The 12,595-nt window shown below is 65.1% G+C and carries 23 protein-coding genes; 2 read left to right on the top strand and 21 right to left on the bottom strand.

Annotated elements, in window-relative coordinates:
- Positions 1-13: 13 nt before the first annotated feature.
- Genes AB1Z25_RS16145 through AB1Z25_RS16135 form a run of 3 tightly spaced genes read right to left on the bottom strand, consistent with a single transcriptional unit; the run spans position 14 to position 2,069 of the window.
- Positions 14-322, bottom strand: a complete 309-nt coding sequence (locus tag AB1Z25_RS16145; RefSeq protein WP_486635675.1) for a phage tail assembly protein — start codon at positions 320-322, stop codon at positions 14-16.
- Positions 323-367: 45 nt separating this feature from the next.
- Positions 368-886, bottom strand: coding sequence for a phage major tail tube protein (locus AB1Z25_RS16140; protein WP_486635674.1), 519 nt, complete (start codon positions 884-886; stop codon positions 368-370).
- A gap of 10 nt (positions 887-896) precedes the next feature.
- On the bottom strand, positions 897-2,069 hold the full coding sequence (locus AB1Z25_RS16135; RefSeq protein ID WP_486635673.1) for a phage tail sheath protein: 1,173 nt from the start codon (positions 2,067-2,069) through the stop codon (positions 897-899).
- Between the two features lie 129 nt (positions 2,070-2,198).
- Between AB1Z25_RS16135 and AB1Z25_RS16130 the strand changes: the two genes are divergently transcribed.
- Together AB1Z25_RS16130 and AB1Z25_RS16125 are read left to right on the top strand one after the other, a co-directional pair.
- The gene (locus AB1Z25_RS16130) at positions 2,199-2,633 is read left to right on the top strand and encodes a LuxR C-terminal-related transcriptional regulator (protein ID WP_486635672.1); all 435 of its coding nucleotides are present in this window, start codon (positions 2,199-2,201) and stop codon (positions 2,631-2,633) included.
- Positions 2,634-2,694: 61 nt separating this feature from the next.
- A complete protein-coding gene (locus AB1Z25_RS16125; RefSeq protein ID WP_486635671.1) occupies positions 2,695-2,901 on the top strand; it encodes a hypothetical protein in 207 nt (68 codons plus the stop codon).
- 61 nt (positions 2,902-2,962) lie between these two features.
- On the opposite strand, the gene AB1Z25_RS16120 is transcribed toward AB1Z25_RS16125, so the two are convergent.
- From AB1Z25_RS16120 to AB1Z25_RS16035, 18 genes are all read right to left on the bottom strand, one after another.
- A complete protein-coding gene (locus AB1Z25_RS16120) occupies positions 2,963-3,193 on the bottom strand; it encodes a hypothetical protein (protein WP_486635670.1) in 231 nt (76 codons plus the stop codon).
- Between the two features lie 10 nt (positions 3,194-3,203).
- Positions 3,204-3,926, bottom strand: coding sequence for a hypothetical protein (locus AB1Z25_RS16115; protein WP_486635669.1), 723 nt, complete (start codon positions 3,924-3,926; stop codon positions 3,204-3,206).
- A complete protein-coding gene (locus tag AB1Z25_RS16110) occupies positions 3,923-4,684 on the bottom strand; it encodes a phage tail-collar fiber domain-containing protein (protein ID WP_486635668.1) in 762 nt (253 codons plus the stop codon). The genes AB1Z25_RS16115 and AB1Z25_RS16110 overlap by 4 nt, the downstream gene beginning before the upstream one ends.
- On the bottom strand, positions 4,681-5,322 hold the full coding sequence (locus tag AB1Z25_RS16105; protein ID WP_486635667.1) for a phage tail protein I: 642 nt from the start codon (positions 5,320-5,322) through the stop codon (positions 4,681-4,683). The genes AB1Z25_RS16110 and AB1Z25_RS16105 overlap by 4 nt, the downstream gene beginning before the upstream one ends.
- Positions 5,319-6,308 (bottom strand): baseplate assembly protein, encoded by a 990-nt coding sequence (locus AB1Z25_RS16100; RefSeq protein WP_486635666.1) that lies wholly within the window; start codon positions 6,306-6,308, stop codon positions 5,319-5,321. Before AB1Z25_RS16100 ends, AB1Z25_RS16105 begins: the two co-directional genes overlap by 4 nt.
- Positions 6,305-6,664, bottom strand: coding sequence for a GPW/gp25 family protein (locus AB1Z25_RS16095; protein ID WP_486635665.1), 360 nt, complete (start codon positions 6,662-6,664; stop codon positions 6,305-6,307). The genes AB1Z25_RS16100 and AB1Z25_RS16095 overlap by 4 nt, the downstream gene beginning before the upstream one ends.
- Complete coding sequence (locus tag AB1Z25_RS16090) at positions 6,661-7,326, bottom strand: phage baseplate assembly protein V (RefSeq protein ID WP_486635664.1); 666 nt, start codon at positions 7,324-7,326, stop codon at positions 6,661-6,663. Before AB1Z25_RS16090 ends, AB1Z25_RS16095 begins: the two co-directional genes overlap by 4 nt.
- 47 nt (positions 7,327-7,373) lie before the next feature.
- Positions 7,374-7,826 carry a phage virion morphogenesis protein gene (locus AB1Z25_RS16085; RefSeq protein WP_486635663.1) on the bottom strand — a complete coding sequence of 151 codons (453 nt, stop codon included), beginning with the start codon at positions 7,824-7,826 and terminating at the stop codon, positions 7,374-7,376.
- Entirely contained in the window at positions 7,826-8,242 is a 417-nt protein-coding gene (locus AB1Z25_RS16080) for a phage tail protein (protein ID WP_486635662.1), read from the bottom strand. The genes AB1Z25_RS16085 and AB1Z25_RS16080 overlap by 1 nt, the downstream gene beginning before the upstream one ends.
- Positions 8,239-8,442 (bottom strand): TraR/DksA family transcriptional regulator, encoded by a 204-nt coding sequence (locus AB1Z25_RS16075; protein ID WP_486635661.1) that lies wholly within the window; start codon positions 8,440-8,442, stop codon positions 8,239-8,241. Before AB1Z25_RS16075 ends, AB1Z25_RS16080 begins: the two co-directional genes overlap by 4 nt.
- Positions 8,435-8,659 (bottom strand): Rz1-like lysis system protein LysC, encoded by a 225-nt coding sequence (lysC, locus tag AB1Z25_RS16070; RefSeq protein ID WP_486635660.1) that lies wholly within the window; start codon positions 8,657-8,659, stop codon positions 8,435-8,437. The genes AB1Z25_RS16075 and lysC overlap by 8 nt, the downstream gene beginning before the upstream one ends.
- 327 nt (positions 8,660-8,986) lie before the next feature.
- Positions 8,987-9,394, bottom strand: a complete 408-nt coding sequence (locus tag AB1Z25_RS16065; RefSeq protein ID WP_486635659.1) for a M15 family metallopeptidase — start codon at positions 9,392-9,394, stop codon at positions 8,987-8,989.
- A 14-nt stretch (positions 9,395-9,408) separates the two neighbouring features.
- A complete protein-coding gene (locus AB1Z25_RS16060; RefSeq protein ID WP_486635658.1) occupies positions 9,409-9,717 on the bottom strand; it encodes a phage holin family protein in 309 nt (102 codons plus the stop codon).
- On the bottom strand, positions 9,714-10,094 hold the full coding sequence (locus AB1Z25_RS16055) for a putative holin (protein WP_486635657.1): 381 nt from the start codon (positions 10,092-10,094) through the stop codon (positions 9,714-9,716). The genes AB1Z25_RS16060 and AB1Z25_RS16055 overlap by 4 nt, the downstream gene beginning before the upstream one ends.
- Positions 10,095-10,096: 2 nt before the next feature.
- Complete coding sequence (locus tag AB1Z25_RS16050) at positions 10,097-10,312, bottom strand: tail protein X (protein WP_486635656.1); 216 nt, start codon at positions 10,310-10,312, stop codon at positions 10,097-10,099.
- Positions 10,312-10,785 (bottom strand): head completion/stabilization protein, encoded by a 474-nt coding sequence (locus tag AB1Z25_RS16045; protein WP_486635655.1) that lies wholly within the window; start codon positions 10,783-10,785, stop codon positions 10,312-10,314. Before AB1Z25_RS16045 ends, AB1Z25_RS16050 begins: the two co-directional genes overlap by 1 nt.
- Positions 10,786-10,876: 91 nt before the next feature.
- Positions 10,877-11,551 (bottom strand): phage terminase small subunit, encoded by a 675-nt coding sequence (gpM, locus tag AB1Z25_RS16040; RefSeq protein ID WP_486635654.1) that lies wholly within the window; start codon positions 11,549-11,551, stop codon positions 10,877-10,879.
- Positions 11,548-12,582, bottom strand: coding sequence for a phage major capsid protein, P2 family (locus tag AB1Z25_RS16035; RefSeq protein WP_486635653.1), 1,035 nt, complete (start codon positions 12,580-12,582; stop codon positions 11,548-11,550). Before AB1Z25_RS16035 ends, gpM begins: the two co-directional genes overlap by 4 nt.
- Between the last annotated feature and the right edge of the window lie 13 nt (positions 12,583-12,595).

Genomic DNA, 12,595 nt, shown 5'->3' with positions numbered 1-12,595 from the left:
GCAATGGCGTCTTCTACGCGGCCGGGGAGGCCGTGTCCGCTTCGCTCGGCTGCCGCTCCTTCTTCCCCAAAAAACTGACCACCGCGATGCCGCATTCGGTCAGGTCGGCCGGGTCCATGGCTTGCACTTCCTGCTCGGTCAGCGGCGGCAGGGTGATTCGCGGCAACAGGGTGATCAGCGCGCCGACGTCCATTTGCAGCAGATCCACCAGCTTGGTGCCGCGCAGCTGGCCGGCGCTGGGCTTGCTGATGCGGATGGCGGCGATTTGGGTCTGTCCGCGCTGGATAGGCTGGTCCAGGGTGATCGGGTCTTTGTCGTGCATGTTCAATCCTTGGTGTGAGCGGCCCGGGCGGGCCGGGTGAGGGTTTTACAGACCGACGTTGGCGCGGTGCGCGGCTTGGATATCCTTGCCAAACACCTTGAACACGTCGTTGACGACGTCGACTTCCAGCCACTCCTCGCCGTCGACGATCAGCTTGTAATAGCTGAGGTCGGTCTTGACCTTGAACGAGCCGTTTTCCTTGGCCTTGGCGTCGCCCATGTCCAGTTCGTTGTGGCGACCGCGGACCACGACTTCCACCGCCTGGGCGCTGCCGTCGTCTTCCTTGGCGTAGCTGCCCATGAAGCGGATTTGAGCGGCGTCGTGGCGTTCGGCGCCGAAAGTCATGACGATTTCGCGGATGGGGCCGTTATAGGTCTGCTCCATCTCCAGATCGCCCAAGCCCTTGAGCAGCGCGACGGAGCCGATCATGCCGGCGCCGCGGTATTTTTCGGTTTCCATGGCGATCTTGGGCAGCTTGACTTCCAGCGCCTGGCCGATGAAGCCGACGCCGTCGATGAAGACATTGAATTTGCGCAGCGCGCGCGGCAGTGCGATGCCTGACATGAGTGTGTCCTTATGCTTTTACCTGGCTGGCGAAGTCCATCAGATAGTGGTCGGTGATGCGCTGGCGCAAGGTGATGTTTTCCGCCGGCGGCACCGGGGTGTAGTCGTAGTCGATGGCCAGCTTGCCGGCCTTGAGACTGTCCTTGTCGTTGACCTTGGCGTCGAACCAGCAGTCGAAGCCGAGCAGATAGCCTTGGTTGACCAGGCTGCGGCCCTTGGCCTTGAGGCTTTCGATGATGTCGCGCGCCAGGCCCGGGGTCAGCGGCTTGTCGACGGCCCAGAACTGCGCCTCGGCGAATGTGTCGGCCAGCACCTGGGCGGTGCGGGTGTAGCTTTCGAAGGCATACAAGGGGTCTGCGCTGCAGGTGCGCGAGCCCCAGAAGCGGTAACCGTTCTGGTTGATCAGGGTGGTGACGTCGTTGCTGTTCAGGTAGTCGGCGTCGGTGGCGGTGCCTTGCAGATCGAAGTAGACGTCAGCGCTGATGCCGGTGACGCCTTGCACCGGCACGTTTGACAGGGTCTTGTGCCAGCCTACGGTTTCGTCGATGAAGGCGCGCAGGCCCAGCGCGCGCGCAGTGGCGTAGGCGGCGGCCTCTTTGTTGGCGGCGCTGTCCCAGGCGATGAAGTCCGGCCAGATCAGCATCGCCTCGCGCTGGCCGAAGTTCTTGCGGTAAGCCACCGCGTCTTCCATGGTCTTGCAGCCGTAGGCGGACAGGTAGGCGAAGGCGCGGGTCTGCTGCGCCAGCGCCGCCAGCGCCGCCGCCACCGGTTGGTTGTCCAGGCCGGGCGCGCCGAGGATGCGCGGCGACAGGGCAAAGCGGGCTTTGCTGTTCAGCAAGGCCTTGATGCCGGTCTTGCGGCCGTCCGGGGTGGTGGTGCCGATGACTTTGGTGGTGGTTTCTTCTGCGGTCTTGCCGGGCTTGACGCGCACGACGATCAGCACCGGCTTGCACTGGTCGGCGATGGCGGCCAGGCTGGTTGCCAGCGTGCCCTTGACGCCGGCCTTGCCGATGGCGCGGTCAATATCGGTGATCAGTACCGGCACGTCTTCCGGGAACGCGACCGGGTCGGCGTCGTCGGAGGTGCAGACCATGCCGATAACGGCGGTGGCGACGGTGCGGATGGGGCGGCTGCCTTCGTCGATTTCAAGGACGCGGACGCCGTGATGGTAATCAGTGGCCATGCGGGCTTCTCCATGCGGGGTTTCCGGCATGGTGGCGCAGGCGGTTCAATGATGCGACCGTGCGGCGTTGTGTCAGAGCTGCGGACAACCTAGAGTGAATAAGTAAATGTACTGATTAGAATGTTTGAGATGCCGCCAGATGCCGCCGACCTGCTCCAGCACTACCTGGCGGCGGCCAGCGACAACGATATGCGTATGTTGTTGCGGCATGTGGCCGGTGTTGCCCATGTCGAGATTCCGCCCCATCTGGCCAGCGGAATTGCGGTGGATTTACGACGCTTATTGGGTGAGGCGGCCGCGCGTGAACAAAAAATTTCCCATGCTTTCGGGCAATTGACGGACAGGGAAATTCAGGTTTTGGAGGTGGTGGCCGCCGGCAGCAGCAACCGACAAGCAGCGGAGCGGCTGAAAATCAGCGAAAGAACGGTACGCAATCACATTGAAAATATTGGGAAAAAACTTGGCGTGCACAGTTTGGAAGACAAAAAAAGCACAGTTAGAAAAATCATTCACCATGTGTATTTAAGCGGGTTTATGCACCGTATCGGCGTTTCCGCCGATTAACGCCGCCGTCATGGATTGTCACAATTGCCTGGCATTAGCAGCACAACAAGCGAGGTTAAAAATGAACTTGGGCACCGTGACGACTCCACAACAACTCAACCCCCTGATCGGGGACACATGCCATGACACGCTGGAAAATTTGACCACCTGTTTGAACCGGCTGGGCGAAACGCTGGCGGCCAGTCATGCCGATCCGTCCATCTATTTTTTCACCGCCAGCTGCGCGGCGGCGCTACGGTTTGAAGCCGGCAGGCTGGGTCAACGTTGATTCCCATTACCCCAATGAAACAGCCCGGCGATTGGCCGGGCTTTTTGTTTGTAGCTGGGGCTTAGGGGTGGATGCGCTCCAACTCGGCCGGGTCCGGCTGCGCGTCGTTGCTCCAACTCCGGATGGCATCAATATATTTGCCCATCTTGTCCTTCTCCGCAGCGCTGCCGGCTCGCAAGACGTTCATCTGCTTGAACAAAGGGTAAACCGCCTCGATGCGAGCTTTAGCCAGATTTCGATAGTATTCAGACTGCATGATTGCAACGGCGCTGGTGCTGATTGGATTTTCCACAGGTTTTTCCTCAGATGGACGTGTCAAAATTCGTCACGGCACTGCGATGATCAAACCATCCCCATGTCGGACTGGAAGGGTCCAGCGGGTAGTGCCCCGCGACAGCCGCGGGCAGGATCAACTCTAAAGAGCCGGCATCAGTACTCGCCACAGGATGAATGTGCGCGTAGCCTCCGCCGTGGCTGTGGCCAAAGTGCGTACCACATTGTTTCCACACTGCCGAGATGCCGCTCAGGTAACTACCATCCACCGCACCGCTGATCAATCTGGCGTAGCTTGCAACCGTCACGTCGTGACGCATCGGCAGTACTTGAAATGGTAACAGCGTATTGGGGACACCAGGATTTTTGCTCCATGTGAGCGAGAGCACTCGGATAATGCCAGGCGAAAAGTCACGCACCCCGGCCATCCCCATTGCGGTCAAAATTGCGACTTCTTCGGGATCACGAGACCCCCACGCAACACCGGAAACAATGTCCCGTTTAACGGCCACTGTGACGGCTGTTCCAGCATCGACCGACCACCCTAGCAGCGCACCATTCAGCATGTTTCCAAACTGATTTTTGGTGATGCGGTGAAACGGGAGTTCCCATCTTGCCACGCTACGCCAGCTGTCCAGCTCGGCCATCTTAGCGGCAACTTTGCTGTCAATTTCGGCAGACTTGCCGCGCACGGTGCCGGTCAATTCAGTTGAAGCGCGGACCAGATCGGCAATACTCGATTCCAGGCTCATGCTGTTGCTCCTTTCAGGTAATGGTGTTGCAGGTCAACGATGGCAGCTGCATTGGCGGCTTGAATCGTCAGCAAACTGTCATGCTCTGCTGTGTGTTGGCTTGTGAGGTGGTCAATGCGTTCCGTTGTTCGCTGGCCGGCTTTGACAAGCGCGTCCAGCCGGCTGTCATGCTCAATGGCCGTGTACGCGGTACGCCTGTCCAGTGCAGACAGGTCCGCGCCGATATCGAACAGCGACTGGCGATGACCCGCCAGTTGCGCATCCTGCTGCAGATCGACATTCATGCCCACCACCACCGCACTGGCCAGGCTGGCCAGTTCCTCGGCCAGGTGCAGATTCAGACCCGCGCCCGTCGATTGCACGACGACGCTATCCGGCGGCACGCCGGCCAGGGTCAGGTCGTAGGCCAGCAGCAGCTCCAGCCCTGCTTGCTTGTAGACCAGCGCCTGGCTGGGGTGCGACCACACCGCCAGCGCCTGGCCGTTCTCCAGGATGAAGGCCACCTCGCGCACCCAGAATTCAGCGCCGTCGTCTGCCAGCGCGGTCAGATGCAACTGCCGCGGGCCTGTGGTTTTGCCGTCGGCGATGGGGTAGCGCACGATCTCATGACGCAGGCCGAGCTGTCCGGGGTGTGGGGTGTAGCCGGCGTCGCCTAGCGCGATGTGGCTGATGCGCAAGCGAACGCCGTCGCCGCTGGCCAGCTGGATGGCGGCCAGCCCAGCGTCCAGCATTTGCGGTAGTAGAGCGGTGCCGCTCATGGTTTGCCCTCCATGGTGAGGCGCAGCACGGCGCGAGCGCGGGCGGCGCTGGCGAGCTGTACCGGGTGATTGATGGGATGGGCCGGCGCCGGCCGGCATGCCGCGGCATCACGACGCACCGCGCTGACGCGGGCGGCGCTGGCAATGCCCAGCGCGTTATCAAAACGGGCACCCAGTCGGAGGCTGTAATGGCTGCGCTCGTTCTTGGCGTCGTCCACCACGCGCCGCAGTCGGCGGTATAGATCCGCGCTTAACACTTGTTCGTGACCAGGATTGTGGTTGTCGTTGGCCCAGGCGGTTAGCCGGAAGGTGTAAGGCGCACCGCCGTAATCTCGCCACTCTTTAAATTCGACGCTGACACCAAGCGCCGCCATCGCGCGCCGCACCGCGCCGGCGGTGCCTTTGTGTTTGTGGATCGGGATGGACTGGCGGATCAGCGCGCGGCGCTGCTTTTCATCGGCGGCTTCGCTCCAGCTTTCCACCGACATCGCCCAGGCCAGCCACGGCAGAAGCTCCGCCGGGCAGCGCGCCGAGTCGGCCAGGCCGCGCAGTGGGGTGGTGTCCAGCGTCAGCGCACAGCTGTCTGCCAGCGCCGCTTCCAGCGGCGTGCGGTTGTTGGGCAGCAAGTGGCGGCTCATGGCTGAACCCTTCGCAGCTCGATGCGCAGGCAGTCCGGGAAGTGCCGGACGTCGCATTGCAGATCCGCCGCCGGCTCGATCAGGTCCACGCGGCGGACGCCGGGGACATGCAGCGCCGCGAAGAGGGCGGAACGCGGCAACACGCCGCCCAGGCGTCGGGCGGCGGCCAGGGTCTGGTCCAGCCGTTGGCGGGCCTGGCGCATGACGACATCGGCATCCGGCCCGTTTTCGGTTTCCACCGTGGCCACCACACTAAAGGCTTGCGGCTGGCCGGCCAGCGCGCGGGGGCGGTCGGTCAAGGGCCGCACATCGTCAGCGCTCAACACCTCCAGCGCGCGCGCCAGTAATGGCGCGGCGTCCACCCCAGGCCGGGGCAGCACGGCAACGGCGACATCGCCGGGCAAGGGGGCGCTCAGGCCGGCATCGTAGCTGCAGCGCAGGACCAGGGCGTCGGCGGGCAGCTGCCGGCGCAACTCTGCTGACAGCTCCAGCGCTTCGAAGCGCGGCGAGTCCACCGAGGCGTCGGCGATGTCGGCGCTGGCGCTCAAGGTGTGAAACAGGTAAGCGCCGCGGCTGCCGGCCACGCTGAGGCCTTCCAGCGCCATCTGGCAGCGCCGGCGCAGCGCGGCGTCTTCTTCCCACCGCGCCAGCACCGGCGGCACGGCGTCCGGGTCAGCCGACTGCAGCAGCAGCCGTTGCACGCCGTAGTCGGCGGCGCGGTTGTCCAGGTCGGACTTTTCAGCGTAGGCGAGCAGGCTGGCGCGGGCGGCTTCGTTGATGCGCTGACGTTGCAGCAGCTCGTTGTAAGCGAATTCCTGCAGCAGCATGGTCAGCGGCTCGCTGTCAAATTGCAGCGCGGCGGCGAGGCCGGTTCGCAGCTCCGTAGGGGCCGCCGCCAGCAGCCGGTCCTTGCGGTCTTGGAACAGGGCTTCGAAGTCCAGCGCTTCGATCACGTCCGGCGGCGGCAGTTGGGTCAGGTCTATCATCGCAGGCCCACCGAGAGATTGAGCGCCTGCCCGGCGGACGGGCCGTCACGACGCCGCGCCTCGATGTCGATGGTCAGCATGCTGGCCTGGCTGCCGGCGCCGATATGCATGCCCACCCGCTGTAGCTCAATGCGTGGCTCATGACGCGCCAGCGCCATGACGGTGGCGGCAAGGCATTGCATGCGGGTTTTGCCGTTGAGCGGCGCGTCCACCAGCTCCGGCAGTTGGCTGCCGAACAGCCGGCGTTGCACGCGCTGATACAGCGGTGTGGTCAGTACTTTTTGCACGCACTGCCGCAGCTGCGCATCGTCGACGATGGCGCGGCCGGTGCTGGCGTTGAGTCCGAGGTAGTTCATTGCGGGGCTCCGGTGTTGCCGCCATGGGCGTCGGGGTGGGTGTGGCCATCCAGCACCACGCCGTTGCTGCTGAGCTGGCCGCCGCTGTGGATGATGGCGCCGCTGATGGCGGTGCCGGCGCCGCCGCCGGTGCCGGCCAGACCGGCTTGATAGCTGAGCAGGCCTTCGCTGGTGGTGGCGCCCTTGACCAGCAGATTGCCGCCCACGATCAGATTGCCGCTGGTTTCGGTTTCCGGGCAGTCGATTAGGCAGCGCACCGCGGCCTGGACGGTGGCGGTCTGGATGCCGGACACGCTGAGTGCGCCGCGGCCGTGGTGGTAGGCGAGGCGGGCGCCGTCCGGGAACACGCGGACCCATTCGCCCGCGTCGGCGCTGGGCGGCGGCGCGTCGTCGGCATTGAGGCCGAGCAGCACCAGGCCGGCGGTGGTTTCGCCGGACGGGCTCAGGATCAGGCATTGTTCGCCGGGCGTCGGCGGGTCCCAATCGCGGGTGCCGCCGGCGCGCGCGTGAAACCAGGCCAGCCAGCCGGTCAACAGGCCGCCGGAGCGGACGCGGACGCGCGGCGGCTCGGCCTGCACGGCGGCGACGGTGCCGGTGCGCAGCAGGTTTTCAAAGCGGGTGATCAGGTCGATGTGGTCCATGCCGGGCAGTGTGCCCGGCATGGCGTAGCTTGTGGCGTGGTGACTGTTGTGCCGGGCCTTGCGACAACCTAGAAGGCCAGATGGTCGACAATCTGGCCTTGTATCGCATCGATATCGGCATTGCTGAAGCCCAGCAGCTCGCGCGCCGGGTATTGCGCCATCACGCCGCGTTGGCGGCTGACGCGGTCGCGCAGGCCGAGCTGGTGCACGCGGGCGATGCGCTGGACCTGGCCGATGAATTCCACCGCGCCGCCGGCCGGGCCGGCCTGGGTCTTGAGGAAGCGCGCCAGGCGCAGCTTGGCGAACATCTGGCGGCGGATGGCGCCCTTTTTCTTGCGCAGCTGCGGCCGGCGCGCTTCAAAGCCGCTGCCGTCCGGGTTTTGCTGTAGACGGATGCGCTGCTGCTGGCTGGCGCGCAGGCGGGAGACGATCTGGCGCGCCAGCGCGCGGCGCTGAGCGGGGCCGAGCTGGGCGAGCAGGCCGGACAGTTTGCTGTCCAGCTGGGCGAGGGCGTCGGCCATCAGAACATGCCCGGCGGGTCTTCCGGCTCGCCCAGGTATTCGAAGGCGAAGTCGCCGGCGGCGTCCTTGACCGCCTTGACGCGCTCGCTCAGCTTGAGGGTGATTTCGATGTCCTCGGCGCTGTGGCTGATGATTTCACTGCGGTAGCTGAGGCCGTCGGCGCGCGCGTCCGGGTTTTGCAGCAGCGGCGGTTCGTTGGCGGCGATCCAGTCCAGCAGCGGCAGCAGAATGGATTCGATACCGCGGCCGTACTCGATGACGACCAGTTTCACGGTGTAGTGCAGGGTGAAGTGAAGCGCGCCGGGCCGGGTGGCCAGCTGGCCGTCCTCGGTCCACATGGTCAGCCGGTCCGGGCTATGACGCAGCTCGGGCAGCGCTGCCTCCAGCGCCGCGCGAAGGGCATGCGGCTTGTTCATCGTTCCGCCCATTGCTGGCAGGGCACGCAGCGGGTGCAGCCGGGGACGATGCGCTGGCGCGCGGCCGGTATCGGTTCGCCGCAATCCTCGCAGTGGCTGAGGCTGTCGCCGGCGGCGCGGACGCCGGCGAAGTGGGCGTCGATGGCGGCGTCGCGCTGCAGCTGTTCCAGCGCCTGAGCGCGGTCGTAAAAGTCAGTCATGGTCTTGGCATTCGATGGTGGCGTTGACTTTGGCGGCGCAGACTTCAAGCGCCTGCCGCTGCAGTTGCAGCGCCTGGGCCAGCTGGCGGTTGTTGGCCGGCGCCGTCGGCGGCAGCTGGCAGCGGGTCAGCGGCGCGCAGCGTTGGCTGCTCAGCACCGGGGGCGCCCACGGCGGCGTAGTCGAGCAGGCGGGCAATGTCAGCAGGGATAGCCACATCGCCCCAAGCAATATTTTCCGGGGTGGCATTGAGGGCGTGCTCCAGTTTGGCCGCGTTGGCGGCGTGTTTGCGGGCGAGGGCTTCCAGGCGCTCGGTCAGCCGGCGCACGGCGGCAGCCTGGGCGCGGGCGTCCTGTTCTTGCTGGCGCAGTTGCGCGGTCTGCTGGCGGTGGGCGGCTTCCAGCTGGGCATAGGCGGCGATCCGCTCCCGTGCCGCCGCTTGCTGCTGCTGGATGACGCGGGCTTGCAGCCACAGGCCGAGCCCGCCGAGCAGCGCGGCGAGCAGGGCCAGGGTGACGGCGTAGCGTTTGACGATGTCGGCGAGCATCAGCGCACGTCCTTTGGCAGCTCAAAATGGGGGAACTCGCGGAACGGCGCGCCGGGGCGGCCATACCAGTTGAGGCCCAGCTCCATGCCGATGCGGCCGGCGATCTGCCAATGCGGGTGGGCGGCGTTCCATTCCGGTTTGCCGTTCACCTTGGGCACGATGTCGAAGGCGCGCGCCGCCGGCTTGCCGGCCAACATGGCGTTGTGGGCGGACTGGCCGGCGCGGGCGTTGGTGACTTTGGCGCCGGGCGCGGTGCGACCTTGGGCATAGAGCTGGTCTTGTTCTTGGCCGCTGCGCCAGGTGCAGGTGATCAGGATGTCGAGGCCGGCGGCCTGGCAGCGTTCCAGGAACTGGCGGCACAGCGGCTGCAGCGCCGGGTGCAGGTCTTCAATGCGACGGCTTGGCATGGCGATCTCCTCTCTCAGATCCACTTTTCTTTGCGCAACAGGATGGCGAGCCAGGACTGGCGGTTGTCGGTGGTGCGGAACAGCTCCACCACATTGCCGCGCACCGCCAGCAACGCCAGCAGCAAGGCCAAGTTCAGCGCCAGCTGCGGCAGGCGGCTGTCCAGGCCGAACAGCTCGAACACGCCGACGCTGCCGGCGGCGACGGCCAGCAGGTAGGCGAACAGGCCGGCGCGCGGCCGGTGCACGGCGCCGCCGCGGGCGAACAGCAGCAGGCGGGCGGCGATCAGCAGGCAAACCAGGGCGGTGGCGATGGGCAGGGTCATTTCTCTTTCCCCTTGAGCAGGCGCAGCTTTTGGAAAAACTCCGGACTGTCGGCGGCGCTGATCAGGCTCAGCAGCGCTTTGACGGCGAGGGCGGAGGCGATCAGCGCGCCCACGCCGTTGCTGACTTCCACCGGTTCCGGCAGCAGCCAGTCAACGAAGGTGGCGACGCCGCGGGCGGCGATGAGGCCGGCCACAAAGCTGAGCACGAAGAAGACCGCTTTTTTGCCGACGCTGATGTCGCTTGAGCTGATGACGAAGACGGCGCCGCCGGCGAACGCTCCGAGCACGACGGCGGCGTCGACGCCGGGAATCAGGGTCAGCAGCGCGGCGGTGGCGAGCGCGCCGGCGGTGGTGGTGGTGCTGATGGGTTCGGCCATATTTAGTCCCACAGGTTGATTAAGGTTTTGACGGGGTCGGCGTCGGCGGAGTCCAGCTCCGGCAGTTGCACCGCCAGGCCCATGGGCAGGGTCGGGCCGTGGTCGGCCAGGCCGGGATTCCTGGCCAGGATGGCCTCCACCACGCCGGCGGTTTTGCCGTAGTGCCGCCAGGCGATGGCGTCGACGCTGTCATGCTGCTGGGCGCGAACGGTGCGCATCAGATCAGATCCACGGTGGCGCGGCCTTTGCTCTGAATGTCGCTGATGGCCCAGCGCGCGTCGCGGCGCAGGTCGTCGGCGGCCAGGTCTAGCTCCTCGGCACGGCGCCGGCCTTCGGCGGTGCTGTCGAAGCTGCGATAGCGTTCATTCAGCGCGGCCGCGGCGGTGGCGTAGATGGCGCGGCGCCAGTGGGTCAGATTGACGGGCTCGCCGTCGATGTCTTCGCCGGCGACGTCGGCCAGCCGCTGGACGCCGGCGGCCTGCTGGCGCTGGCGCCACGCGGTCAGTTCGCCGTTGACGCTGGCGATGGCGACCACCAGTTCATGGCGCAGCCGTTCATCGGTGACGGTGCCGTCCAGGCGCATGACGGCGCGCGCGTGGGCCGGGTCTATCTCCGGCCAGAACGCGCCAGCGCGGATGGCCTTGGCCAGCGGGCTGTCGGCGGCCGGGGCTGCGGTGGAAGGGATGATCATGGCTGTCCTTGGTGTGACGGTGGAGGGGGCTTCGGCTGTGGGCGGGTGCCCGGCGTCAACCCCCTGCCGTCAGTCGCGCGGGGTCGCTCGGTTACGCCTGTCCGCCACTGGGCGGCTGGGCGTTGTTCTTGATGGCGCGTTCAATGCGCTCGATATCTTTTTTCACGCCGACGCTGTCATACAGTTGCTGGGCTCGGCGCAAATGCTCCAGTGCGCCGGCCGGGTCACTTTCGGCGAGCGCAAGGCCGATTTCTTTGAGCAGCTTGGCGCGCGCGGCATCCGGGATGTCATGTCCCTTGGTCAGCTCGTTGGTGTAGACGAGGATGCCGACATCGAAAGGCTGCTTGCCGTCTCTGGCTATCTTGGCGGCGATGGCGAACTGATCGACAACAGCCGTCGCCGGCGTGCGCGTGAATTGGTCCGGCAGCGGCAGATCATGACGGAGCACGTACTCAGCGATGTCCAAGGCGGTGCTGAAGCAACCGGCGTCGATGCTCCACATCATGACGGTGGTGACCACATCGTCAGGCCGCCCACTATCCGACTGCAGCGCACCTTCCACCCAAGGGAGGTAATCCGGCAGCACCTGGCGCTTGACCTCTGCCTTGCGCTCCATGGAGTGCACCAGTTTGAGCTGGCGGCGATCTTCCGCCAGCTTGACCAGCATCAGCTCGTAGGCTGAGCAGTTGACCGGGCTTTCGTCGCTAACCAAGGTCGAAGCCTTGGCGGCGCTGGCCCGCTGGAAGTGGGCGCGGGCGTGGCTCATGCCGCTTTAACCGGCTCGATGTTTTCCACCAGGCAACCGGCCTCGTAGCGTTCCACCACGAAGGCTTCGTTGTTGCTCTCGTAGTTGGCGGCCTGGTTGTAATCAGGCTCTTCACGCAGATGACGGCGGCGGCTGCCGTTCTGGTAGTAGATGGACAAGTTCGACAGTGGGGTGATCAACATCGCGCCAGCCGGGAAGAACGGGACGGTGACGGCCGGCAGTCCGCCGACACGCTTCTGGCTGATGACCATGTCCGCCGCCATTTGCTCGGACGGCTGGTTGTCTTGGTTGACGATGGGGAAGTACTTGTCGTGGAGCAGGTCGCGGCCCAGGATGACCACCAGCTCAGGATTGCCAGCCAGGGTCGGGTCGATCAGACCGGCCACGGCGTCCATCACCAACGCGTCCAGATTGGCGTAATCGCCGCCCTTGTCAGATTTACCAATCACCACTTTGCCGGAACCTTTTTTGACTTCGGCCATTACGCGTTCCGACGCTTTCTCGCGGTAGTGTTGCAGCCAGCCCTTGTTAACGTCCTGCAGCAGCGGGTTTTTGGCACGGTCGGTTTGTTCGGCCACGCTGACGCCGTTAAAGCCGATCATCATGCGGTCCAGCGCTTGCTGCTTGATGATGACGTCGCGCAGCCTGGTCTGGAAATCCGGGAACTTGGCCCAGGCGTCGAGCTGAACATAGGGCAGCGCGGTGTCGAACTCGGTGAACTCGCAGCGATACTTGTGGCTGTTCATGTCGGCCAGGTTGCGCGGGCGGCGCGGGTTGTTCGGCGTGACCTTGGTGCGGCCGGCAATGGTGCCGAACACGCCCAGGCCCAGCTTTTCGCCCTCCAGTTCATCGACGCCTACAACGTTGATACGGGACAGGAATTCGCTGGATTCCTGAAGCCGAGTCTCCAGCTTTTGCTGGATCGACGGCTGGACGCTGAAGGATTTTTCGACGGCGCTGGCGCTGACGCCGTTCAGCTTGGCGATTTGCTCGATCAGCTGGGTGAATACATTGCGGGTATTGGTCTTCATTCGGTTTGGCTCC

The organism is Chromobacterium sp. HL1 (assembly GCF_057418835.1).
This window is presented reverse-complemented; position numbering and strand designations above follow the sequence as displayed.

Coding starts and splice junctions, on each gene's coding strand:
- AB1Z25_RS16145 (WP_486635675.1), bottom strand. CDS start 322: ATGCACGACAAAGACCCGATCACCCTGGACCAGCCTATCCAGCGCGGA.
- AB1Z25_RS16140 (WP_486635674.1), bottom strand. CDS start 886: ATGTCAGGCATCGCACTGCCGCGCGCGCTGCGCAAATTCAATGTCTTC.
- AB1Z25_RS16135 (WP_486635673.1), bottom strand. CDS start 2,069: ATGGCCACTGATTACCATCACGGCGTCCGCGTCCTTGAAATCGACGAA.
- AB1Z25_RS16130 (WP_486635672.1), top strand. CDS start 2,199: ATGCCGCCAGATGCCGCCGACCTGCTCCAGCACTACCTGGCGGCGGCC.
- AB1Z25_RS16125 (WP_486635671.1), top strand. CDS start 2,695: ATGAACTTGGGCACCGTGACGACTCCACAACAACTCAACCCCCTGATC.
- AB1Z25_RS16115 (WP_486635669.1), bottom strand. CDS start 3,926: ATGAGCCTGGAATCGAGTATTGCCGATCTGGTCCGCGCTTCAACTGAA.
- AB1Z25_RS16110 (WP_486635668.1), bottom strand. CDS start 4,684: ATGAGCGGCACCGCTCTACTACCGCAAATGCTGGACGCTGGGCTGGCC.
- AB1Z25_RS16105 (WP_486635667.1), bottom strand. CDS start 5,322: ATGAGCCGCCACTTGCTGCCCAACAACCGCACGCCGCTGGAAGCGGCG.
- AB1Z25_RS16100 (WP_486635666.1), bottom strand. CDS start 6,308: ATGATAGACCTGACCCAACTGCCGCCGCCGGACGTGATCGAAGCGCTG.
- AB1Z25_RS16095 (WP_486635665.1), bottom strand. CDS start 6,664: ATGAACTACCTCGGACTCAACGCCAGCACCGGCCGCGCCATCGTCGAC.
- AB1Z25_RS16090 (WP_486635664.1), bottom strand. CDS start 7,326: ATGCCGGGCACACTGCCCGGCATGGACCACATCGACCTGATCACCCGC.
- AB1Z25_RS16085 (WP_486635663.1), bottom strand. CDS start 7,826: ATGGCCGACGCCCTCGCCCAGCTGGACAGCAAACTGTCCGGCCTGCTC.
- AB1Z25_RS16080 (WP_486635662.1), bottom strand. CDS start 8,242: ATGAACAAGCCGCATGCCCTTCGCGCGGCGCTGGAGGCAGCGCTGCCC.
- AB1Z25_RS16075 (WP_486635661.1), bottom strand. CDS start 8,442: ATGACTGACTTTTACGACCGCGCTCAGGCGCTGGAACAGCTGCAGCGC.
- lysC (WP_486635660.1), bottom strand. CDS start 8,659: ATGTGGCTATCCCTGCTGACATTGCCCGCCTGCTCGACTACGCCGCCG.
- AB1Z25_RS16065 (WP_486635659.1), bottom strand. CDS start 9,394: ATGCCAAGCCGTCGCATTGAAGACCTGCACCCGGCGCTGCAGCCGCTG.
- AB1Z25_RS16060 (WP_486635658.1), bottom strand. CDS start 9,717: ATGACCCTGCCCATCGCCACCGCCCTGGTTTGCCTGCTGATCGCCGCC.
- AB1Z25_RS16055 (WP_486635657.1), bottom strand. CDS start 10,094: ATGGCCGAACCCATCAGCACCACCACCACCGCCGGCGCGCTCGCCACC.
- AB1Z25_RS16050 (WP_486635656.1), bottom strand. CDS start 10,312: ATGCGCACCGTTCGCGCCCAGCAGCATGACAGCGTCGACGCCATCGCC.
- AB1Z25_RS16045 (WP_486635655.1), bottom strand. CDS start 10,785: ATGATCATCCCTTCCACCGCAGCCCCGGCCGCCGACAGCCCGCTGGCC.
- gpM (WP_486635654.1), bottom strand. CDS start 11,551: ATGAGCCACGCCCGCGCCCACTTCCAGCGGGCCAGCGCCGCCAAGGCT.
- AB1Z25_RS16035 (WP_486635653.1), bottom strand. CDS start 12,582: ATGAAGACCAATACCCGCAATGTATTCACCCAGCTGATCGAGCAAATC.